Consider the following 21,619-nt stretch of genomic DNA (forward strand, 5'->3'; position numbering starts at 1 on the left):
ACAAATTGCTTGCTTCTTTAAGCTGCCCATGTAAAATAAAAATGAAACGTTTTATTTTTATTTTATGCAAGCACTTTCATCCCCCAATCTCCTGGATGCGTCACCAATGAAAACCAAAGTCGGCCGTCCAAAATCAGGCACTGAACAGGAGCGTCATATCTTGCTGCTGGAGCAGGCGTTAGCACTGTTCATGACAGAAGGCGTGACGCAAACCAGTGTGGCGCATATTGCCTCTGTGTGTGGGGTCTCGACGCGGACCATCTATGAGCGCTTCAGCAATAAATATGAGTTACTGATTGCGGCCATGCGGCATATGGTGGAGCAGGATGTGTCTGCCATGGTGAAGGTAGAGGACCTGCCTAACCAGTCATTGCAGCAGGTACTGACCGATATTGGCCGCTTTGCGCTCAACCGCGTGATGGAGCCGCGCATGCTGTCATTTTTCCGTATCGGGATTGCCGAGGCGGCGCATATTCCTGAGTTATCACGTGCGATGAAAACAGTCGGGCCGCAGCGCATCCATCAGATGCTGGCGGATGTGTTCCGTTTTTACGCGGCGCGCGGCGAGTTACCCGCTCAGGATTTTATGCGGGCGGCGGAGTCATATTGTGAATTGCTCATTGCCGCGCCGCGGACCAAGGCACTGTTTGGTGTGCTGGAACCAGACTGGGATGCAGAAGCGCATCTGGCATTCGTGGTGAATTTGTTTTTACGTGGATTAGAAGGAATGGAGCCGGGTCATGCAGCGTCATAAACACTGGTATTGGCTGTTGCTGTGTTTGCCGCTGGCGAGTTGCTCGGTGATTGACGAATATATTCGCCCAAAACCAGTGACTGCCGAGCAGTGGCAAGCCCCTTTGCCGCACAGTGGTAGCGTGGCTGCATTAACAGACTGGTGGGCACAATTTAACGACCCGGTGCTCAACCAACTACTGGGTGAGGCGCAAAAAGAAAGTCCTTCGCTGGAGATCGCGCTGGCCAATATCCGTGTGGCGCGCGCCAACGTACTATCCGCACGTGCGCAAGGTATTCCGGATTTAACCAGCACTGGCAGCGTCACCAAGAGCAAAGGCGGTGGCGGTAATGCGGCTTTCCCCTCCAGCACCATAGAAATCGATTCCGTGTCGCTGGATGCCAGTTGGGAGATCGACCTGTTTGGTAAAGTGAAAGCGGCCAAGCAGGCGGCCAAAGCCCAGCTCGAATCGAAAAAAATTGCCTGGCACGATGCACGCCTGACCTTGGCGGCGGAAGTCGCCAATAACTATGTCAATTATCGTGCTTGCCAGGCCTCAGTGCAGGCGTTGCAGCAGGCTTACGATTCGCGTCATGAGACCGCGCGTTTGACAGGCATTTCAGCCAAGGCAGGCTTTTCTGCCCCGTCTGACCTGGCGCTGGCAGAGGCGGCTACGCGCGCCAGCGAGTCGACGCTGGATGGCCAACAAGCGGAATGTGATGGTCTAATCAAAGCATTGGTTGAGCTCACTAATCTGCCAGAACCTGCCTTGCGCGATTTACTCGCTAAAGGCAAAGGGATGCCGGAGCCAGCGATGTTTGATGTGAGCGCGTTACCAGCAAATCTGCTGACCCGTCGCCCGGACTTGGCGATTGACGAGCGCAACCTGGCTGAAGCTAGCGCCAATATTGGCGTCTCTAAGGCACAAATGTATCCAAGCTTGAGTCTGACAGGCTCTATTGGTTACCGCCGGACGAATTTTAACGGCACGGTCACGCGGACGGATTCATGGTCTTATGGCCCGACGCTTAAATTGCCGATTTTTGACGGCGGTACGTTACGTGCAGACCTGGCTGAAGCGCGTGCCAATTTCGACAGTTTGCTGGCAACCTACAAACAGGATGTGCGCAGTGCCGTGAAAGAGGTCGAGCAAGCGCTGGTCAATCTGGATAGTGCAACGCGACGAGCGCAGTCTGAGCAAGCCAGTGCGCAGCAATATCAGCAATATTTTAAAGCGGCTGAAATCAACTGGAGGTCTGGCGGCCTGGATTTGCTGTCGCTGGAAGACGCGCGCCGCCAAAAAATTAACGCTGAACTCAATGTGATTACGCAGCAAAAGAATCGGGTATTACAGTGGATCGCCTTGTATAAAGCCTTTGGCGGCGATTGGCTGGAAACACAAAAAACAGTTAAACCTCCACTGAAACCCATGGAGAAAAGGTAAGCATCATGGCAAATAAACTGACAAAAAAAACCAAGTTTCTAATCATTTCAGCGTTGCTGGTTGGCGTTAGTGTGTGGTTTTGGCAACATCCCTTACATCAGGCGGAGCTGGCCGAAAAACGCGGTAACCGGCAGCCGGTAGGCAGCACGGCTGCCAATCAACCGGCTGAGCATGGCCAGGCCACCAAAGCTGCACTGAGTGTGGAGCTGACGCGTCCAGCGATTGTGCAATGGCCGATGACATTGGTACTCAATGGCAGTATTTATCCATGGCAGGAGGCGCTCGTCAGTGCAGAAATCGCTGGCTTGCGTATTCAGCAAGTGTTGTCTGACGTGGGTGCGCAGGTCAGCAAGGGGCAATCGCTAGTCTTGTTGGCTGATGAGACCGTGAAAGCTGATTTGCAAAAGCAACTGGCCACGGTGGAAAAAGATAAAGCCGCGCTGGCCGAGGCTAAAAGCAATGCGGATCGTGCGCGTGAAATCAAAGACAGCGGGGCATTGTCGGCACAAAAAATTAATGAATATATGATCGCCGAACAAACGGCACGCGCGAATCTGGCCTTGTCCGAGGCTGAGCTGGAAAACCAGAAAATCCGCCTGCGGCAAACCAAAGTGGTTGCGCCGGACGATGGCGTGATTTCATCCCGTTCTGCCAATCTGGGCAATGTGGTGTCTGCGGGCACCGAATTATTCCGGCTGGTGCGCCAGAGCCGTATTGAGTGGCGGGGCGAGGTGAATGCCAATCAGCAAACAGCCTTACATGCAGGTCAGGCTGTACGTCTGAATTTGTCGGGCGGTAAAACGGTGACAGGTAAGGTCCGCCTGATTTCGCCGACGGTCGATAGCAATACGCGCAATGCGCTGGTGTATGTGGACATTCCTAAAGATAGCGCCAAACCTGGCATGTATGTGCAAGGTCAGGTCGATATTGGTCAGCAGCAGGGCATGGCAGTGCCATTGGGGGCGGTAACTTACCGCGATGGGTTTGCCTATGTATTTGAATTGACGGCCGCCGATGCGCAGGGTTTGCGCAAAGTGATTCAGCGCAAAGTGCAAACTGGCCGCACCCGTGGCGAGCAGATTGAGTTGCTGAGTGGCGTGACTGCCGAGGCGTCACTGGTATTGAGTGGCGGTGCCTTTTTAAATGATGGTGATACGGTAAAAGTCATCACCATGACCAAGCGCGGGGCTTAAGTATGAATTTTTCTGCCTGGTCTATCCGTAACCCGGTACCGGCCATTTTGCTATTTGTGGTGCTGAGCTTTCTTGGTCTCAAATCACTTAACCAGTTAGGCAAACAAAACTTTCCTGATATTGAGTTGCCCGTGATCACCGTGGGTGCGACGCTGGAGGGCGCTGCGCCACCGCAACTTGAGACTGAAGTGGCACGCAAGATCGAAGACAAGATTGCGACCATCGGTGGCATTGAGCACATGACCACCACCATCACCGATGGCAGTGTCAGCATCGCGGTGCAATTCACCATTGATACTAAAAGTGAAGAGGCGCTCAACCTGGTGCGTAATGCGGTCGATAGCGCGCGCTCAGAATTGCCTGCTGCGGTGACAACGCCGACCGTGTCCAAGGTGACGACTTCAGGTAATGCCATCCTGACCTTTGTCGCTTCGGCCGAGAATATGGACGAAGGCGAGCTGTCGTGGTTTGTTGACAATGAAGTCAGCAAAGCCATGCTGGCGGTGAACGGCGTGGGCAAGATTACGCGTACCGGTGGCGTAGACCGCGAGGTACAGGTGAATCTGGACCCTACCTTGATGGCCGGTTTGGATGTGGATGTCAGCGATGTGTCGGCGCAGCTCAAGCGCGTGCAGCAAGACGCTTCGGGCGGGCGTGGTGATATCGGTGACAATATCCAGTCGGTGCGCACACTGGGTGCGCTCCACAGTGCAGACGAGGTGCGCCATCTGGATATTCCGCTTGGTGATGGCCGCCATATCAAGTTGTCGCAAGTAGCCGAGGTGCTTGATACCTATGCCGAGCGCACCACCTATGCCAGTTATGATGGCAAACCGGTCATTCGCTTTGAAATTACGCGCAGCAAAGGCACCAGTGAAGTGACGGTGGCCAAAGATGTACGCGCGGCGCTGGAGAAATTTGAGCAACTGCATCCGCAGGTGAAGATTATCGAAGCGTTTAACATGGTGAAGCCGGTAGAAGACAACTACGAAGGCTCCATGCACCTGCTGTATGAAGGTGCGCTGCTGGCCATCCTGGTGGTCTGGTGGTTCTTGCGCGATTGGCGCGCCACGATTATTGCCGCCGTGGCCTTGCCGCTGTCTATGATTCCTACGTTTGCGTTTATGCAATATTTGGGCTTTTCGCTCAATGTGTTGACCTTGCTGGCGATGGCCCTGGTGGTCGGGATTTTGGTCGATGACGCCATTGTGGAGATTGAAAATATTGTGCGCCACTTGCGCATGGGTAAAACGCCGTATCAGGCGGCGATGGAAGCCGCCGATGAAATTGGCTTTGCCGTGATTGCAACCACGTTTACGCTGGTGGCGATTTTCCTGCCAACGGCGTTTATGGGCGGTATTCCTGGCAAGTTTTTCAAGCAGTTTGGTATCACGGCGGCCATCGCCATTCTTGGCTCATTGGTGGTGGCGCGGTTGTTAACGCCCATGATGTCTGCGTATCTGCTCAAGCCGCATGCAGCTAAAGAGGAAGAAGACTCTTCGTCCATGCGCGTGTATTTGCGTTGGGTGGGCTGGTGTTTGCAGCACCGCAAAACTGTCGTGGCAGGCTTTGTGCTGTTTATTGTCGGCTCACTGAGCCTGATGCCTTTGCTGCCTAAGGGCTTCGTGCCTTCTTCTGACAGCAGCCAGACCAAGGTCAATATTGAGTTGCAACCGGGCACGCCTCTGGCGCAAACGCGGCAGGTGGTGCAGATGGCCGAACACATCGTCAAGCAGCATCCAGAAGTGAAGGCCGTGTTTAGTGCGGCAGGTTCTGCCAGCACCGGCGGTGGCGGGCCGAATGCTTCGCAAAATACGACTGATGTGCGTAAGGGCAGCCTGGTGATCAGCCTGACGGATCGTAGTGAACGTAAACAAAAGCAATCTGAAATTGAAGCGGACTTGCGTGAGCGGCTGAAAAGCCTGCCAGGCGCACGGGTGACCGTAGGCATAGGCGAGTCCGGCGAGAAGCTGCAAATTACGCTGGCCAGTGACGACGCCAATGCCCTGACCAGTGCCAGCCAGCAGTTACAGCAGCAATTGCGCACTTTGAATGGTGTTGGCAATATTACTTCCAGTGCCAGTTTGCAGCGGCCAGAGGTGCAGATTATTCCCGATGTCGACAAAGCAGCTGAGTTAGGCGTCACTGTGGAGTCTATTGCTCAAGTGATACGCGTAGCAACATCGGGCGACTTCACCAATACCATGCCCAAGTTGAATTTACCGCAGCGCCAGGTGCCAATCCGCGTGCGCTTAGGTCCTAGCGTGCGTAGCAGTCTGCAAGAAATCGCACAGCTACGCGTGCCGTCGCGTAATGGCAGCGTCAGTCTGGAAACCGTGGCGACTGTGCGCATGGGCAGCGGCCCACAGCAAATTGACCGTATGGACCGCATGCGTAATGTCACCTTTGATATTGAGCTGAATAAACGCCAGATTGGTGAAGTGTTGCGCGAAGTGCAGCAACTGCCTGCCATGCAGAACCTGCCGCCGAGTGTGAAACAACTCGAAGCGGGCGATGCCAAGCGCATGAATGAACTCTTCAGCAGCTTTGGCGGCGCTATGATTATTGGCGTGATGTGCATCTATGTGGTGCTGGTGCTGCTGTTTGGCGATTTCTTACAGCCGGTGACCATTCTGGGTGCATTGCCGTTGTCATTGGGTGGCGCCTTTTTCGCCCTGCTGGTGACACATAACAGCTTCTCTATGCCGAGCGTGATTGGCTTGTTGATGCTCATGGGCGTCGTCACCAAAAACTCTATTTTGCTGGTGGAATACACCATCATGGCGCGAAAAGAGCGCAAGTTGAGTCGATTTGACGCCATTATCGACGGCTGCCATAAACGTGCACGGCCGATTATCATGACGACGATTGCCATGGCGGCCGGTATGATGCCGATTGCGCTGGGTTGGAGTGCAGACCCGAGTTTCCGCTCGCCGATGGCGATTACGGTGATTGGCGGGTTGATTACCTCAACCTTGCTCAGTCTGGTGGTGATTCCGGTGTTGTATACCTATGTGGATGATTTGTTGGGGTGGTTGCGGGGTTTGGGGAGATTGGCGCGGAAGCACGTTTAGTCCCTATTCACTTGCAGGTTAGCTTAAAACCAGGCGTGCTGAGAGGTGCGCCTGGTTTTTTATTTATGGGTGGGATCTCGGAGGGAAGGTAATTCTTTGGCGGGTGGATTGATAAGCTGCTTTTCGCCCTCTCGGCGAGTTACTTTTCTTTNNTTGAGCAACGCAAGGGAGCCTTTAGGCCGTGATGGCTGGGTGTCTTCCTCTTTGGTTACTTTCTGGGGGACAAGCACCAGAAAGTGATTCGCCAACAGGCGAAATAAATTTATCGAGTTAGAAACAGAATTTGAGACTCAATAGATTATGACTTCAGCGCACATTCCACACGCTCAGCCACTATTTTTTGTAACTGATCTCTAATCGCGGTACTAAGTGGCTGCACCTCGGAATCCCGCATAGATTCTCCCCAGTGGCTATTCGGAAAATGCCTGTCACTCTCGAATCTCGGCAATACATGCCAATGCATATGCGGCGTCTTATTGCCCAAACTTGCCAGGTTTATTTTGTCCGGCTGTATCACTTCACGCACGGCAGTTTCCACCGCAAACACCACTTTCATGGTGCGGGCGCGGTCAGCGGGCGGTAGATCAGTCATTTCTTTGACGTGTGCAAGTAACTCGACGCGGCAATAGGCAGGGTAGTCTGCGTCATGCAGTAACACCACGCGGCAGAAATCATCTTGCCACAGTAAGTCCTGCGATGTTGGCAGGCAGAGTGGGCACTGACTCATCAGGAGACTGCCAGCATTCTGTCCAGGGTGAGTTTAGCCAGTTTGGCTTCATGCTCAGGCACTTTGATCTGGTTAACCACATTGCCTTCGGCCAGGTTTTCCAGGCACCAGGCCAGGTGTTGCGGGTCGATACGCGCCATGGTCGAGCATTCGCAGACGACGTGGCTCATAAACTGCACCAGTTTGTTTTGCGGTTTCATTTCTTCAGCCAGGCGGGTGACCAGGTTGAGCTCAGTGCCGACCAGCCATTTGGTGCCTGGTTCGGCTTCGCTCACGGTGCGCAGGATATATTCGGTAGAACCGACATAGTCTGAGTTGATGCAGACTTCAAACGCGGTTTCCGGGTGCGAAATCACTTTGCCATCCGGGTGCTGGGCACGGAACTGGTCGATATTCTGTTTGCGGAACATCTGGTGTACGGAGCAATGACCTTTCCATAACAGGATTTTGGCATCCTTGATTTGTTGTTCAGTCAGGCCACCCATCGGCAGGTCTGGATCCCATACTGGCATTTGCTCCAATGGGATGCCCATTTTGTAGCCGCTCCAGCGACCCAGGTGCTGGTCGGGGAAAAACAGGATTTTTTCGCGTTGGCTAAAGCCCCATTCGAGGATTTTCGGCGCGTTGGTGCTGGTGCAGACGATGCCACCGTGCTCACCACAAAATGCTTTTAAATCCGCGGCGGAATTGATATAGGTGACCGGGGTGATGGTTTCATCAAAGTTGAGCACTTTACTCAGCTCGCGGTAGCTGCGCTCGACCTTGGCCAGGTTGGCCATGTCTGCCATGGAACAACCAGCAGCGAGGTCGGGTAGTACGACAATTTGCTCGGGACGACTCAAAATATCAGCGACCTCAGCCATAAAATGCACGCCAAGGAAGACGATGAACTCTGCATCCAGGCTGTCGCAATATTTGGACAGTTTTAAGGAGTCACCAGAGTAATCGGCATGTCGATAGACGCTTTCATGCTGGTAGTGGTGGCCCAGAATTACCAGGCGTTTGCCTAGCTTTTCGCGAGCTGCAAGGATACGCGCCTGACAATCATCGTCTTTGGCCGCTTGGAATTTATCAAATTGGATGGTGGCTGTTTGCATGCTTTAAGTGTATGGGCCAGGCCCGGTACGAAAAACGTTATTTTACAGCTGATTAGACTGAATCCCAATCATATTAGTGCCTGATAAAACCAGATTATGTTTCTCGCCCATGCGCCGCAAGGCATCGACATTGGTCCAGCTGAATACTTTTTTGGCTGCTTCGCGCCAATCCAGCCATTCATAGCGTGTATGCTCGTCTGGCGCCAGTGTGACTGCCATGGCGGATGGCAGGCATAATCCAAACAGGTGTTCGGTGTTTTCGGTGACGCCAGGCGCGTAGCGGTGGCGCCAGTGCGGATAGATTTCATAGATATTGCTAGCCTGCCAATCCTGAAAATCATAAGCTAGGGCATCCAGCCCGGTTTCTTCTTTCACTTCGCGGATGGCTGCCTGGTAGGGTGTTTCGCCTGCTTCTATGCTGCCAGTAACCGATTGCCAGAAGCCTGCTTTGTCAGCGCGCTCCAGCAATAACACCTGCAAATCGGGCGTATGGATCAGAATCAGGGCAGAAACCGGGGTCTTGTAATGTTGTGTCATGCAAGTATTGTCTATAAACGCCGTTATATTGTCCATGATGGCATCTAATACTGAAAGTGCTTATTTCGTGCAGTGAAAGATTGTCGTAAGCCGTTCTGAGTATTATGATCAAAAAATAAAGTATCTAAAAATAGGGAATGATCAATGTTGAGGCGTCAGCTAGGCTGGGCATGTATCATGCTGATAGTGAGTGCGCGGTGTTTACTGGCTGCTGATGCCGCATCTACTGGTATCGCAGATCCTATCGTACTAAATCAATTGTCTTTGCGGCAGGCGGAGCAACTGTTTGCGGGGGGCAACCGCGAGTTGCTGGCAGCCAAGCGCGCTGTTGAGGGCGCCGAGGCGGATACCCTGATCGCAGGGCAACGGCCTAACCCGGTCTTGTCGCTAGGACTCTCCAGTGTTAACGTCAATCGTGGCCAGGGTAATATGAACCAGAACGGTTCCAACGGCCTGTGGGACAAGACCTATAACTCCGCGTTGCAAGTCAGTCAGTTGTACGAGCGTGGAAACAAGCGCGAGCTACGTACTGCCGTGGCCGAAAGTGCGGTGAAGGCTTCCGGCTTCGATTTCAAAGAAACTTATCGCCAGCAAGCCTTGGCGATGGCCACTGCTTATTTTGATCTCAAACTGGCGCAAGACACGTTGCTGATACAGCAGGCGAATGTCAGCTCTTATGACAAAACCTTGCAGGCGGCGCAACTGCGGCTAAAAGCGGGTGATGTGGCTTCGGCTGATGTCGCGCGCATTCGGGTGGATGCCCTGCGCGCCAGCAATGATTTACGGCAGGCAGAGGCCACCTTGCAGAAAGCGCAGGCCTTGTTAGCCTATTTGCTGGGTAAAGATCAGGATGCTGTCAGGCTATATGTATCTGACCCTTGGCCCAGCCTGGTTTCAGACCAGCTGGCAGGGACGGAAAGCAACTGGCTACCGCAACGTTCAGATGTACAAGCCGCTGAGGCGCGCATGGAGCAGGCGCAACAGGCCAGAAAACTGGCCGAATCACTCAAAACCAGGGATCTGACCTGGTCGCTGGCTTATCAACACTTCCCGGGACAAGAACCCGGCTCTGCGCCGGATACAGTGGGCGCTTCTGTCAGTATTCCGCTATTTACCAATTATCAATATGAAGGCGAAGCGGCGCGGGCCGAAGTGGATTACACCACTGCCATGGAAGCCAAAGAACAGGTCAGGGCAGCAGCTGTGGCTGAAATGCGTCGTGCCAAAGCAGATTTACAGGCAGCGGTGGATAAAAATCGTCGTTTTGACCAGAGTATTCTGAGCGAAGCGCAAACAGCGGCCGATGCTGCCGAATTTGCTTATCGGCATGGTGCCATGAGTGTGATGGACCTGCTGGATGCCAGACGTATTTTACGTGCCCTGCAACTGGAAGCCGCCAGTGTAAAAGCGGATTATGCTAAATCACTGTCTGCCTGGCTGGCCGCCACCCGCCAGGCTTTTACTTATCAAGACTAAAACACTATGACCACGCCTAACTCTAAGCAAATATTCATGCGGGCCATGCCAAGCAGCGGCTATTTTTTAATTGTAATGCTTGCTGGAGTAATGTTTTCCAGCCAGGCCAGTGCGGCAGACAAAAGTACTGGCAACACACGCGATGCCAATGAAATCGTACTGACTGCAGGGTCGCCACAACTGACCAGCTTAAAGGTCGAGCCAGTGACAGAAATTCCGGTGCCAGTCACCGAGCCGTTAAATGGCAAGATTGTATTGGATGAAAACAGGACGGCGCGTATCTTTTCGCCGGTGGCTGGACGGGCACTGACCATCAAGGCGCAGGTGGGCGACAGCGTGAAAGCCGGGCAGACCTTGCTGGTGATGGACTCACCAGACGTGGGTGGTGCCGTGGCCGATGTGCGCAAAGCGCAGGCAGACATGCAGCTGAAACAGCAGGCATTGGAGCGTAGCCGTATGCTGGTTGAAGGTGGCGTGTTGGCGAAGAAAGAGGTGGAAGTGGCGCAAGCCGATTGGGCAACTTCCCGCGCAGAGTCGGCGCGTGCAACGGCCAGGCTGAAAAATCTCGGGGTTTCAACGGCTGCCAATGATAATTACGCATTACGTTCACCGATTGCAGGCGTGGTGGTTGATCGCAAAATCAATCCTGGCAGTGAAGTGCGGCCAGATGCTGCAGAGCCTTTGTTTATTGTCACCGACCCTGGTCATTTATGGGCCAGCATTGATTTGCCAGAGCGCGACTTAAGCAGAATCTCGCAAGGGCAGAAACTGAGCGTAGAAGTCGATGCCTATCCTGATGAAGTGTTTAGTGGCGAGGTCAAAACCATAGGCGTCATGGTCGACCCGACCACGCGCCGTATCCCCGTGCGTTGTGTGGTGGAGAGCAATGGCAAACTGAAGCCGGAAATGTATGCACGCATCACGCCATTGGATAACAGCCAGCACCGGGTGATTCGCTTGCCCAATAGCGCGCTGATTACAGAAGGCCTGTATAGCTATGTGTTTGTTGAAGAGCGCCCTTTGCATTTTAAAAAACGCAAAGTGACACTCGACCTGCAACGTCGGGAATATGCCACGGTAAAAGACGGTTTGAAGCCGGGTGAACGCGTGGTGGTCGGTGGTGCGATTTTATTGAATTCTGATTTATCAGTGAGTAAATAAAGCATGTTAAAAGGCTTGATCACTTTCTCGCTGCAACAACGCGTCTTCCTGCTGATCGGCGCGGTGGTGCTGACTATTTTTGGCTGGGTTGCCGTCCAGAATCTGCCGATTGAAGCGTTCCCGGATGTGGAGGACGTGCATGTCATCATTGTCACGCAATCGCCCGGCATGGCGCCCGAAGAGGTGGAGCGGGTGGTTTCCTTACCCATAGAGCATGGTATGAGCGGGGTGCCTGGCCTGGCACAAATCCGCTCGGTGTCTATCACGGGCCTGTCGGTTGTCACCTTGACGTTTGCCGAACGCACCGAAGATTATTTTGCCCGGCAACAAGTGCTGGAGCGTTTGCAGGGCGTGAGTCTGCCGACAGGCTTGCAGCCAACCCTGGCGCCGTTGACGACGGCGGTGGGTGAAGTCTACCGCTACCTGGTGGAAGCACCCAAAGACATGCCGCAACGTGAAGTGCGCGCGATCCAGGACTGGAAAATTATTCCGCAACTGCGCATGGTGCCTGGCGTGGCAGATATCACCAGCTTTGGCGGTACGGTCAAAGAGTATCAAATCAAGCTGGACCCTTATCGTCTGAAAAAGTTTGCCGTCAGCATTGACCAGGTTAATCAGGCCGTAGGCAACAACAGCAGCAACGTTGGTGGTGGCTTGATGCATCGTGGTGATGAATCGCTGGTGGTGCGCGGCATCGGCCTGTTTCACAGTCTGGATGATATTGCGCAGTCGGTGGTGGATACAAGAGATGGCAAGCCTATCCTGGTGAGTGATCTCGGCCAGGTGGTGATTGGTGACCGGCCGCGTTCTGGCATTGTGTCGTTTAACCAGCAGGATGACATCATTGAAGGCATCGTGCTGATGACCAAGGGCCAAAATGCGGCCAAAGTGATTGAGGCTTTGCGTGCCAAGGTGGAAGTGGTCAATGAGTCACTGCCGGCCGGGGTGAAAGTGGTGCCATTCTATGACCGTACCGGCCTGGTACAACATACGGTACATACGGTGTCAGAAAATCTGATTGTCGGCGCCTTGCTGGTGGTGACGATTCTGGTGGTGTTTCTGCGTAACTGGCGTGCGGCGCTGATTGTGGCCTCGGTGATTCCATTGTCCTTGCTGTTTGCCTTTATTGTGATGGATTTGCGTGGTGTATCTGCTAACCTGATTTCACTGGGGGCGGTGGATTTCGGCATTATTATCGACAGTGCGGTCGTGCTGGTCGAAGCATTGATGGTGCGTCTGGCAGTGGCAGAAGTTGATAAAAATCCGACGCATACCGGCCTGGCCTGGCGCATGCAAACCTTGAAAAGTACGGCCATTGATATGGGGCATCCTATCCTGTTCTCCAAGGCCATCATCATTACCGCGTTTCTGCCTATTTTTACCTTCCAGCGGGTAGAGGGCAAAATCTTTTCGCCCATGGCGTTTACGCTTAGCTTTGCCTTACTGGGCGCCATTATCCTGACCTTAACCCTAGTGCCAGCCTTACTGTCATACACCATGAGTCGCGAAGACATGGCGGAAAAACACAGCGGCTGGATGCACAGGTTGCAGGAGACTTATCGCAATATCCTGCTTAAAAGTAGCCAATCCCGGCCACTGGTAGTGATTGCTTCAGTCGCGATATTGGTGGTATCTGTGGTATCTGCGCCTATGCTGGGCTCGGAGTTCTTACCCAAGCTGGATGAAGGCAATATCTGGCTTACGGTTGACCTGCCCCCTTCGGCCAGCCTGGAAAAAACCAAGGACGTCGAGCGTGAAATCAGGCGCATTCTCAATAGTTACCAGGAAGTGCGGTTAGTGGTTGCGCATGTCGGTCGCCCAGATGATGGCACAGACCCTAAGGGGCCGTACCACATGGAAATCCTTGCCGACCTTAAACCACATAGCGAATGGAAGTTTGCCGATAAAGAAGCGCTGATTAAAGACATGTCGCGCCGCATTCACGAGATTCCTGGCGTGCCTACCAACTTTTCCCAAGTGATTCAGGACAGTGTGGAAGAAGCATTGTCCGGGGTAAAAGGTGAGATCGCCGTGAAGATTTTTGGGCCGGATTTGGCGATTCTTGAACAAAAGGCTGGAGAAGTAGTTGATGCCATGAATACGGTACGCGGCGCAACCGATGTCGCAGCGGTGCGTATTTCCGGCAACTCTGAGCTCGACATTACCCTGAATCGCAATCAGTTGTCGCGCTATGGCTTGATGGTTGGCGATGTGAACAATACGGTGCAAACGGCATTGGCAGGCAATCCAGCCAATACTTTTTATGATGGTGACCGCCATTTTGACGTCACATTGCGCTTAGACCGGCCATTCCGGGATTCTGTGGATGACATTGATGAATTGCCGATTGCCTTGCCTAATGGTGGCGGCAGTATTCCATTGAGCGAGGTGGCCGAAGTGACGATCAAGCAAGGGGCGTCGCGGGTGAGTCGTGAAGCGGGTGCGCGCATTGTGTCGATCAAGGCCAATATTACGGATAGAGACCAGGGCAGCTTTGTGAAAGAGGCGATGCAGACAGTTAAGGCGCAAGTGAAGTTGCCGCCGGGTTACACCATGACCTGGGGCGGCCAGTTTGAGAACCAGCAGCGCGCGATGAAGCGACTGATGGTCATTGTGCCGTTGTCGGTATTACTGATTTTTGTATTGCTGTTCTGGGCGTTTAAGTCGGTGAAAAATGCCTTGCTGGTATTGCTGATGATTCCGTTTACGCTGGTAGGTGGCTTGGCAGGTTTGGCGGTCTCAGGTTTGCACCTGTCTGTGTCTGCGGCGGTTGGCTTTATTGCATTGGCAGGCATCTCGGTGCAAAACGGTGTGATTATGGTCGAGCAGATCAAAAACCTGATGCGTGAAGGACGCAGTGTGACTGAGTCTGTGATCGACGGTGCGGTGGCAAGATTACGCCCCATTTTAATGACGGCGCTGATGGCTGGGCTCGGCCTGATGCCTGCGGCACTTTCGCATGGCATTGGTTCAGAAACGCAGCGGCCTTTTGCGGTGGTGATTGTGGGTGGGTTGATTACCGCCACCTTGTTCACCTTGTTATTGCTGCCCTTGTTGTTCCCGTTGTTCTCAGATGTACGCCGCCGTAAGTCGTAATGGATGATCTGGTTTTAGAAAGCCAATGTGGTGGTTTATTTCAGCCGACTGCGATTGCAGTTCAATCTATGAAAAAATTAATTGATTAATAATCAATGGCTTGTGGTTTTCGGGGAGTTGGCACGTTATATGCAGTTAGAGAGATAGTCACTCAGCTTGCAGGTTGGGCGACCTTGCAACCTCCAAAGTGCAATCTCCAAATTGATAGGTATTGAAGCAAACTGCATATAACCACAACAATGAGCAATCGTTCCCCGATTATCCTTTCCCGAGGATATTGCTTGCCCCAAGCTTTCGAGCTTGGGTTTTTTTTGCCCAGAATGGTGTTTGATGAAATCTGCTTGATTAAGCCTGATTACGCTTTTCGGCGTTGACCAGGTTTTTTGGCAACTGGAAAACGACGTTTTCGACTACGCCTTGTAGTTCTTCAACGTGGGCTGCGCCCATGTTTTGCAACGCAGCAATCACTTCCTTCACCAGCACTTCTGGCGCAGAAGCGCCCGCCGAGATACCGATCTTACGTTTGCCTTGTAACCATGCGGCTTGCAAATGACTGGCGTTGTCGACCATATAGGCTTCTACGCCCTGGTTTTTGGCGACTTCGCGCAAACGGTTCGAGTTTGAGCTATTGGGCGAGCCGACAATAATCACCAGGTCACAGTCTTTGGCCATGACTTTGACTGCGTCTTGCCGGTTTTGCGTGGCATAGCAAATGTCATCGCTCTTGGGGGCTTTGATTGTTGGGAAGCGCACTTTCAAGGCATTGATCACTTGCGTAGCATCATCGACGGACAATGTGGTTTGCGTCACATAGGCCAGTTTGTCCGGGTCTGTCACTTGCAGTGCGGCCACATCCTCAGGTGTTTCCACCAGGTGCATGCCTGCTTCAGACTGACCCATGGTGCCTTCTACTTCTGGATGGCCCTTGTGGCCAATCATGATGATTTCCATACCCTCTTTGCGCATCTTGGCCACTTCAATATGCACCTTGGTCACCAGCGGACAGGTGGCGTCAAATGCCGTCAGGCCGCGTGACTCTGCCTCTGCGCGCACGGCTTTGGACACGCCATGGGCGCTGAAAATGACGATGCTGCCTGTCGGAATTTTTTCCAGCTCATCGACAAAAATTGCGCCTTTGTCACGCAACTGGCCAACGACAAATTTGTTGTGCACCACTTCATTGCGTACATAGATCGGTGCGCCGAACTTTTCCAGCGCCTGCTCGACAATGATGATGGCACGGTCTACCCCGGCGCAAAAGCCGCGCGGGTTAGCCAGTACAATATTGGGTGTCACTTCTGTTTGCATAATGAATTCCGTCATAGGATGCTGCATTCTGCGCCTGCCAATACCAAGGTCAACCACAAGGTCTGGCAGGCATCAGGTATAATCTGCATTTTTGTTGCTCGTTGAAGCCCATGTTATGAAAAACACTGCTACCTTGCTGATTACCTGCCCGGATACCAAAGGGATTGTGGCGGCGATTGCGCAATTTTTGTATGAGCACAATGCCAATATTTTACACGCAGACCAGCATCAGGATGCGGAAAATAATCTGTTTTTGATGCGCGTGGAGTGGGACCTGACCAATTTCAATGTCGCCGTGGCTGACTTTGAGCAGGCGTTTGGCCCGATTGCCCAGCGTTTTGACATGACCTGGCAGCTCAAACTGTCCGAGCAAAAAACACGTACGGCGATCATGGTCTCGCAATATGACCACTGCCTGGTTGATTTGCTGCACCGCCACCATAGTGGTGAGTTGGCTTGCGATATTCCTTTGATTATCAGCAATCATAGAGACACCGAGAAACTGGCACAGTTTTACGGTATTGACTTCCACTATCTGCCGATGAGTAAGGAAACCAAAGCCGAGGTTGAGGCCCAGCAATTTGCGCTGTTTGATCAATATGGCATTGATTTGATCGTGCTGGCACGCTATATGCAGATTTTGTCACCGGATTTTGTCGCGCGTTATCCGCAAAAAATCATCAATATTCACCACTCATTCCTGCCAGCTTTTATCGGCGCGCGCCCTTACCACCGTGCCTTTGAGCGTGGTGTGAAGTTGATTGGTGCCACCAGCCACTATGTCACTGAAGTGCTGGATGAAGGCCCGATTATCGAGCAGGATCTGGCGCGGATTTCTCACCGTGACCAGGTTGAAGACTTAATCCAGAAAGGCCGTGACCTGGAACGTGTGGTGCTCTCCAAAGCTGTGCGCTGGCATATTGAGCATCGTATTTTGCTCTATGCGAACAAGACCGTGATTTTTGATTAAACTGTTTCACCCAATAAAAAAACCGAAGCTTTGAGGCTTCGGTTTTTTTATTGGCCATAGGGAGGCTTACGGCAGCGTACGTTCCAGTTTAAACAGGTCTGCAATTTGCTCGCGTTCGCGGATCACATGCACCTGGTCACCATCCACCAAGACTTCTGCCGCACGGGCACGCGTGTTGTAGTTGCTGGCCATGCTCATGCCATAGGCGCCAGCAGAATGAATCGCTAGGTAATCGCCTTCCTCAATTGACAATGTGCGGTCATGACCTAAAAAGTCACCACTTTCACACACCGGGCCGACAATTTCATACACCTGCGCTTCAGCAGTCGATGGCGCGATGGTGGTGATATTGTGGAATGCGTCATACAGCGCCGGGCGCATCAGGTCGTTCATGGCGGCATCAACGATGGCGAAGTTTTTGGATTCGCCCGGTTTCAGGTATTCCACCTTGGTCAGCAAGACGCCTGCATTACCGACCAGTGCGCGGCCTGGTTCGAACAACACTTTTACGTTTCTGCCAGCCAGTTTTTGCAAGATAGCAGCTGTGTAAGCAGCAAAGTCTGGCGGGGTTTCATCACTGTAGGTAATGCCTACGCCGCCGCCGACGTCTATATGCTGGATATGAATGCCTTTGGCAGCCAATGCGTCTACCAGGCCAAGTACTTTATCCAGTGCATCCAGAAAAGGCGAAAGCTCGGTAATTTGCGAACCAATATGGCAATCCACGCCGTGCACTTCGATGTTAGGCAGTTGCGCCGCTTTTTCATACAGGTTCAGTGCATCTTCAAACGCCACGCCAAACTTGTTGTTTTTGAGACCGGTAGAAATATAGGGGTGCGTTTTGGCATCTACGTTGGGATTCACGCGTAGAGAAACCGGGGCTTGTTTACCGAGGCTGGCAGCTACTTGCTGGATGCGGTCCAGTTCATTGACTGACTCGACGTTAAAGCACAGTATGCCTGCTTCGAGCGCGGCTTTAATTTCAGCATGTGATTTCCCCACCCCTGAGAACACGACTTTTTTCGGGTCGCCACCTGCAGCAAGCACGCGCGCCAATTCGCCGCCAGACACAATATCAAACCCGGCGCCTAATCTGGCGAACAGATTCAGAATGGCCAGGCTGGGGTTGGCTTTCACTGCGAAGCAAATCAAATGGTCATGGCCGACCAGGCCAGCCTGAAAGCGTTCAAAGGCTTGCGTTAATGCTGCACGCGAATAGACGTAAGTAGGCGTTTGATGTGCCAGGGCGATCTCACGCAGAGCCACATGTTCAGCATGTAGCAAGCCCTGTTGAGTAGAAAAAGGTTGGGTTGAAAGCGTGGTCACGATGAAGACTTATCTTGTTGAGGAGTTTGAGGATATTGGCGTTCAGGAATATACAAATCCCCTTTGAGACCACAGGCGCTCAGTTGAGCCAACAATAAGGCAACAGCCAGTAATCTCGTCCAGAAGGAAAGCATGATCCACCGTCCAATATAAATAGTGCGTCATTTTACCATTAAACCGCCAGTGGCTCATGGTGCCTGCGCCGCCACTTGACCGTTTGTCGGGCAATCTCAACCATTGGTCGGCTGCTGCTGGACATGACAGCCTGCTGTTTGCATGATAAGGCTATCTTAAAAGGGGTTTGATCATGAAGCGCCCAAATCAATATGGTTTTAGCCTGATTGAAATGATGATTGTGGTAGCGATTATTGGCTTACTGGCCAGTATTGCCGTGCCAGGGTATCAGGACTATGTGAAAAGTGGCAACGCCGCAGAGGCCCCCGCCAATCTGGCTAATTGCCGGGTGCAGGCTGAGCAGTTCTTTCAGGATAACTTTACTTATGTGGGGTTCGTTTGTGTGCCTAGCGATGCCAAGTCTTTCGATTACAGCATTGATAACCAGTCGGCGACTACCTACACTTTGCGAGCCACTGGCCGAGCTTCCAATAACATGGGTGCCTTCGAGTTCACAGTCAATCAGGATAATGCCAAAACCTCCAAGTTTGATGGCACAGTGGGCAGTTCTTGCTGGCTGACTTCATCTTCAGGGTCTTGCTAACAGATGCGTCAGCAAGGATTTACATTGGTGGAGCTGGTGGTGGCCATGGCGGTGTTGATCTCGTTGGCTACCATTGCGATTCCGGCCTTCCAGACGTCGATTGGCAACGCCCAGATTCGTACGGTGGCGGAGTCTATCCATAGCGGTTTACAGCAAGCGAGGATGGAGGCGATCAAGCGTAATGCCAGGGTCAAATTTATCCTGCAAACCAATAGTGCCTGGCAGATTGGTTGTGTCACTGTGGTCACGGGCTGTCCGGCGCTGATTACGCAAAGAAGTGCCACGGAAGGGTCTTCTACAAATACAGCGGTGTCGGCAGATAATGATACTGCGGTATTTAGCAGTTTTGGTACGCGTGACCCGGCGACGGCCGTGGGGCTGACGGTGGTCAATGTCACCAATACGCAAGTCAAGAATGAAGAGCGCAGGGCTTTGCGCGTGCTACTGGCAGCCGGGGGCAATGCCAGGGTATGTGATCCGGCCGTGTCGGGTGCAGGGGATCCTAGGGCATGTTAATTCTTTCACGACAAAAGCGTTCTTTTGCCATGCGTTTGCAGCAGGGCTCGGTGCTGATTGAGTCTATGGTAGCGCTGGTGATTTTTAGTATGGGCGTGCTGGCACTGGTGGGTTTGCAAAGCGCCATGATTAAGAACAGCAGTGATAATCGCTACCGCGCGGAGGCACAACTGATCGCACAAACACACATCGCCAACATGATGGCTTTTGGTGGAGATGCGGCAAACTATATTACCCAGGTGGATAAGAGCAAAATCAAATCCCAGTTGCCGAATGGTACGCTGACTTTCTCGGCACTGACCAACACCATGGTGACGGTGACGGTTGGCTGGCAAGTGCCTGGCGGTAACCGTCATCAGGTCAATGCGTCCAGTTATTTGTTTGATGTGATGCCGTGATGAATACATCTATGCGCATGTTTTCACGTTTACGCAGCCAGCGTTTCCAGACGGGCTTGAGCCTGGTGGAGTTGCTGGTGGGTATTTTGATTGGTCTGGTGGCGACTCTTGCCATCAGCAACCTGTTTAGTGGCTTCGAAGCTCGCAAACGCATGATTGCAGGGGGGGCTGATGCGCAATCAAGCGGCGTGCTGGCCATGTATTACATGCAGCGCGACGCGCAGAATGCGGGTTATGGCCTGCCTTTGTATAACAGTAGTGACCCATCTCCTTTGTTGTGCCCGATCAACACCTCGATTAACCAGGGCGGAGTGATTATTAACTTGTCGCCAGTGGTGATTGTAGACGGCGGCACAGGCAGCGACATTGTGCGCATCCGCTATGGCAACCCGGCCAGTGGTGGTGCATCCTTGCGCGCCACGGGGACCATGACAGCGCCTACTTTGGATGGCCGCCTGATTGGTTGCCAGGAGAATGATGTGGTGCTGTTTCATCAAACACCGACCAATCCGAATTGCAGCCTTGGCCGCCTGCAAAAAGTTAATTCTGATCGCACCATAAATACCTTGTCTGAAATTAATACACCGCCTACGGCCAGCCCGGTGAGCATTTTGAATGGTGCCGATTGGGTACGCTTTTCCTGTTTGGGCGCATGGAATCAGTATGAATATACGGTGAATGCCGCCATGGAACTGACGCGCACCGGAGGCACATCCGGCACCACGCCATTTCCGAATAGCGCGGCGGTACCCGTCGCCAGTGATATTGTGGCCTTGCAGGCACAATACGGGATTACCGAGACCATAGACCCCACGGCGACCACCACCACCGCTGCCGCTTATTTGAACCGGGTTGATCGATGGGTTGATGCCACGGGTACTTTTGGGCCGACGATGGCGCTCATGGACCGTAACCGTATCCGTGCGATCCGCATTGCAGTGATCGCCAGGGACGGCAATTTGCAAAGAAGCAATGTGAGCCAGACATGTAACGGTGCCGCAGCAGGCGTGAGCAGAGTGTGCATCTGGCAGGCGGATGCCAATCCTGCCGGTGTTGACTTAAGTGGCGTGCCCAACTGGCAGCGCTACCGCTACCGTAGCTTTGAAGCCACTATCCCGCTCAGAAACATTATTTGGAACCGCGATGCGCTATAGCCTTTTATTGTCTCGAGTGGCACGCAGGCCTTTGGTTCGCCAAACCGGTATCGTGCTGTTTTTTGCCTTGCTGGCACTTGCTGTAATGTCGATTGCGGCGGTGGCCCTGATACGCAGTGTGGATACCAATGCCTTGCTTTCAGGCAATATGGTGTTCCGCCAATCGGCCAGTACGGCCTCAAATGTGGCGTTGGAAGGCATTGCACAGAGTATCGCTAAAAACGTATCGCTGTCGGTCAGTACGGCGCACCATCCTGGCTTGGGGTATTACGCCAATTGTAGCCAGTTTGATACCCGGCCCGATGCGCTAGTGTGTGATGGCAACCAGTTGACGACGATGGCGTGGAATAACGGCAATAGCAGCCTTGCCCCCAGCCAGACCGATGGTAATGATGAAATCCGCAACGGTGTAGACCGCCAGGGGAATGAAATCCGTTATGTTGTAGAGCGCATGTGTAATTACAGTGATGCTGAAATTGCTGATGGTGCTGCGTTAAGTGATGCCTCCCGTTGCATGATGGCCAGCTCCCCCAGCAATGGCGAAAACTGCTCTCATAATATTACAAATCTTGAGCTGTTCAAGCGCTGTATTGCCAGTTCGGATTCACCGTTATATCGGGTCACCTTGCGTATCGCAGGACCCAAAAACACCGTCACTTTTTTGCAAACGTTTATCTCCAACTAAATGGGT

General features: G+C 52.8%; 19 protein-coding genes. 13 read left to right on the top strand and 6 right to left on the bottom strand.

Annotated elements, in window-relative coordinates; genetic code table 11:
- Positions 1–106: 106 nt before the first annotated feature.
- The 4 genes from B3355_RS00355 to B3355_RS00370 are packed head-to-tail and all read left to right on the top strand — an operon-like array spanning position 107 to position 6,444.
- Complete coding sequence (locus tag B3355_RS00355) at positions 107–754, top strand: TetR/AcrR family transcriptional regulator (RefSeq protein WP_292779035.1); 648 nt, start codon at positions 107–109, stop codon at positions 752–754.
- Entirely contained in the window at positions 741–2,177 is a 1,437-nt protein-coding gene (locus tag B3355_RS00360; protein ID WP_292779037.1) for an efflux transporter outer membrane subunit, read from the top strand. The genes B3355_RS00355 and B3355_RS00360 overlap by 14 nt, the downstream gene beginning before the upstream one ends.
- A gap of 5 nt (positions 2,178–2,182) precedes the next feature.
- Complete coding sequence (locus B3355_RS00365) at positions 2,183–3,370, top strand: efflux RND transporter periplasmic adaptor subunit (protein ID WP_292779040.1); 1,188 nt, start codon at positions 2,183–2,185, stop codon at positions 3,368–3,370.
- A gap of 2 nt (positions 3,371–3,372) precedes the next feature.
- Complete coding sequence (locus tag B3355_RS00370) at positions 3,373–6,444, top strand: efflux RND transporter permease subunit (protein WP_292779043.1); 3,072 nt, start codon at positions 3,373–3,375, stop codon at positions 6,442–6,444.
- A gap of 298 nt (positions 6,445–6,742) precedes the next feature.
- Here the strand turns inward: B3355_RS00370 and B3355_RS00375 are convergent, their stop codons facing one another.
- The 3 genes from B3355_RS00375 to nudB are packed head-to-tail and all read right to left on the bottom strand — an operon-like array spanning position 6,743 to position 8,805.
- Complete coding sequence (locus B3355_RS00375; RefSeq protein WP_292779046.1) at positions 6,743–7,171, bottom strand: HIT family protein; 429 nt, start codon at positions 7,169–7,171, stop codon at positions 6,743–6,745.
- On the bottom strand, positions 7,171–8,268 hold the full coding sequence (gene nadA, locus B3355_RS00380; RefSeq protein ID WP_019880895.1) for a quinolinate synthase NadA: 1,098 nt from the start codon (positions 8,266–8,268) through the stop codon (positions 7,171–7,173). The genes B3355_RS00375 and nadA overlap by 1 nt, the downstream gene beginning before the upstream one ends.
- Positions 8,269–8,310: 42 nt before the next feature.
- Positions 8,311–8,805 (bottom strand): dihydroneopterin triphosphate diphosphatase, encoded by a 495-nt coding sequence (gene nudB, locus B3355_RS00385; RefSeq protein ID WP_292779253.1) that lies wholly within the window; start codon positions 8,803–8,805, stop codon positions 8,311–8,313.
- Positions 8,806–8,982: 177 nt separating this feature from the next.
- Between nudB and B3355_RS00390 the strand changes: the two genes are divergently transcribed.
- From B3355_RS00390 to B3355_RS00400, 3 genes are all read left to right on the top strand, one after another.
- Positions 8,983–10,281: a TolC family protein gene (locus B3355_RS00390; RefSeq protein ID WP_292779052.1), complete on the top strand. Its 1,299-nt coding sequence runs from the start codon at positions 8,983–8,985 to the stop codon at positions 10,279–10,281.
- 90 nt (positions 10,282–10,371) lie between these two features.
- Entirely contained in the window at positions 10,372–11,442 is a 1,071-nt protein-coding gene (locus tag B3355_RS00395; RefSeq protein WP_242402227.1) for an efflux RND transporter periplasmic adaptor subunit, read from the top strand.
- A gap of 3 nt (positions 11,443–11,445) precedes the next feature.
- Positions 11,446–14,538 (top strand): efflux RND transporter permease subunit, encoded by a 3,093-nt coding sequence (locus tag B3355_RS00400; protein ID WP_292779058.1) that lies wholly within the window; start codon positions 11,446–11,448, stop codon positions 14,536–14,538.
- Between the two features lie 345 nt (positions 14,539–14,883).
- On the opposite strand, the gene ispH is transcribed toward B3355_RS00400, so the two are convergent.
- Complete coding sequence (ispH, locus tag B3355_RS00405; protein ID WP_292779061.1) at positions 14,884–15,861, bottom strand: 4-hydroxy-3-methylbut-2-enyl diphosphate reductase; 978 nt, start codon at positions 15,859–15,861, stop codon at positions 14,884–14,886.
- Positions 15,862–15,961: 100 nt separating this feature from the next.
- Between ispH and purU the strand changes: the two genes are divergently transcribed.
- Positions 15,962–16,816, top strand: coding sequence for a formyltetrahydrofolate deformylase (purU, locus tag B3355_RS00410; RefSeq protein WP_047515452.1), 855 nt, complete (start codon positions 15,962–15,964; stop codon positions 16,814–16,816).
- 66 nt (positions 16,817–16,882) lie between these two features.
- On the opposite strand, the gene lysA is transcribed toward purU, so the two are convergent.
- Both lysA and lptM read right to left on the bottom strand, forming a co-directional pair.
- Complete coding sequence (gene lysA / locus B3355_RS00415; protein WP_292779067.1) at positions 16,883–18,142, bottom strand: diaminopimelate decarboxylase; 1,260 nt, start codon at positions 18,140–18,142, stop codon at positions 16,883–16,885.
- Complete coding sequence (lptM, locus tag B3355_RS13615; RefSeq protein WP_152604412.1) at positions 18,139–18,276, bottom strand: LPS translocon maturation chaperone LptM; 138 nt, start codon at positions 18,274–18,276, stop codon at positions 18,139–18,141. The genes lysA and lptM overlap by 4 nt, the downstream gene beginning before the upstream one ends.
- Positions 18,277–18,449: 173 nt before the next feature.
- Between lptM and B3355_RS00420 the strand changes: the two genes are divergently transcribed.
- Genes B3355_RS00420 through B3355_RS00440 form a run of 5 tightly spaced genes read left to right on the top strand, consistent with a single transcriptional unit; the run spans position 18,450 to position 21,613 of the window.
- A complete protein-coding gene (locus B3355_RS00420) occupies positions 18,450–18,860 on the top strand; it encodes a type IV pilin protein (RefSeq protein WP_292779070.1) in 411 nt (136 codons plus the stop codon).
- A 3-nt stretch (positions 18,861–18,863) separates the two neighbouring features.
- Positions 18,864–19,376: a GspH/FimT family pseudopilin gene (locus tag B3355_RS00425; RefSeq protein ID WP_019880909.1), complete on the top strand. Its 513-nt coding sequence runs from the start codon at positions 18,864–18,866 to the stop codon at positions 19,374–19,376.
- Positions 19,370–19,774 carry a type IV pilus modification PilV family protein gene (locus B3355_RS00430; protein ID WP_292779075.1) on the top strand — a complete coding sequence of 135 codons (405 nt, stop codon included), beginning with the start codon at positions 19,370–19,372 and terminating at the stop codon, positions 19,772–19,774. Before B3355_RS00425 ends, B3355_RS00430 begins: the two co-directional genes overlap by 7 nt.
- Positions 19,774–20,928 carry a PilW family protein gene (locus B3355_RS00435; protein ID WP_292779078.1) on the top strand — a complete coding sequence of 385 codons (1,155 nt, stop codon included), beginning with the start codon at positions 19,774–19,776 and terminating at the stop codon, positions 20,926–20,928. Before B3355_RS00430 ends, B3355_RS00435 begins: the two co-directional genes overlap by 1 nt.
- Positions 20,918–21,613 carry a pilus assembly PilX family protein gene (locus B3355_RS00440; RefSeq protein ID WP_047515444.1) on the top strand — a complete coding sequence of 232 codons (696 nt, stop codon included), beginning with the start codon at positions 20,918–20,920 and terminating at the stop codon, positions 21,611–21,613. Before B3355_RS00435 ends, B3355_RS00440 begins: the two co-directional genes overlap by 11 nt.
- Positions 21,614–21,619 lie beyond the last annotated feature (6 nt).

It is taken from the genome of Methylophilus sp. UBA6697 (assembly GCF_002454655.1).
Classification (GTDB): Bacteria; Pseudomonadota; Gammaproteobacteria; order Burkholderiales; family Methylophilaceae; genus Methylophilus.

What these genes read in the sequence shown, in the direction of transcription:
- nudB (WP_292779253.1), bottom strand. Translation starts at nt 8,805, where the DNA reads ATGACACAACATTACAAGACCCCGGTTTCTGCCCTGATTCTGATCCAT.
- B3355_RS00355 (WP_292779035.1), top strand. Translation starts at nt 107, where the DNA reads ATGAAAACCAAAGTCGGCCGTCCAAAATCAGGCACTGAACAGGAGCGT.
- B3355_RS00440 (WP_047515444.1), top strand. Translation starts at nt 20,918, where the DNA reads ATGCGCTATAGCCTTTTATTGTCTCGAGTGGCACGCAGGCCTTTGGTT.
- B3355_RS00390 (WP_292779052.1), top strand. Translation starts at nt 8,983, where the DNA reads ATGCTGATAGTGAGTGCGCGGTGTTTACTGGCTGCTGATGCCGCATCT.
- B3355_RS00435 (WP_292779078.1), top strand. Translation starts at nt 19,774, where the DNA reads ATGAATACATCTATGCGCATGTTTTCACGTTTACGCAGCCAGCGTTTC.
- B3355_RS00395 (WP_242402227.1), top strand. Translation starts at nt 10,372, where the DNA reads ATGTTTTCCAGCCAGGCCAGTGCGGCAGACAAAAGTACTGGCAACACA.
- B3355_RS00420 (WP_292779070.1), top strand. Translation starts at nt 18,450, where the DNA reads ATGAAGCGCCCAAATCAATATGGTTTTAGCCTGATTGAAATGATGATT.
- nadA (WP_019880895.1), bottom strand. Translation starts at nt 8,268, where the DNA reads ATGCAAACAGCCACCATCCAATTTGATAAATTCCAAGCGGCCAAAGAC.
- B3355_RS00360 (WP_292779037.1), top strand. Translation starts at nt 741, where the DNA reads ATGCAGCGTCATAAACACTGGTATTGGCTGTTGCTGTGTTTGCCGCTG.
- B3355_RS00400 (WP_292779058.1), top strand. Translation starts at nt 11,446, where the DNA reads ATGTTAAAAGGCTTGATCACTTTCTCGCTGCAACAACGCGTCTTCCTG.
- B3355_RS00365 (WP_292779040.1), top strand. Translation starts at nt 2,183, where the DNA reads ATGGCAAATAAACTGACAAAAAAAACCAAGTTTCTAATCATTTCAGCG.
- B3355_RS00375 (WP_292779046.1), bottom strand. Translation starts at nt 7,171, where the DNA reads ATGAGTCAGTGCCCACTCTGCCTGCCAACATCGCAGGACTTACTGTGG.
- B3355_RS00425 (WP_019880909.1), top strand. Translation starts at nt 18,864, where the DNA reads ATGCGTCAGCAAGGATTTACATTGGTGGAGCTGGTGGTGGCCATGGCG.
- B3355_RS00430 (WP_292779075.1), top strand. Translation starts at nt 19,370, where the DNA reads ATGTTAATTCTTTCACGACAAAAGCGTTCTTTTGCCATGCGTTTGCAG.
- B3355_RS00370 (WP_292779043.1), top strand. Translation starts at nt 3,373, where the DNA reads ATGAATTTTTCTGCCTGGTCTATCCGTAACCCGGTACCGGCCATTTTG.
- purU (WP_047515452.1), top strand. Translation starts at nt 15,962, where the DNA reads ATGAAAAACACTGCTACCTTGCTGATTACCTGCCCGGATACCAAAGGG.
- ispH (WP_292779061.1), bottom strand. Translation starts at nt 15,861, where the DNA reads ATGACGGAATTCATTATGCAAACAGAAGTGACACCCAATATTGTACTG.
- lptM (WP_152604412.1), bottom strand. Translation starts at nt 18,276, where the DNA reads ATGCTTTCCTTCTGGACGAGATTACTGGCTGTTGCCTTATTGTTGGCT.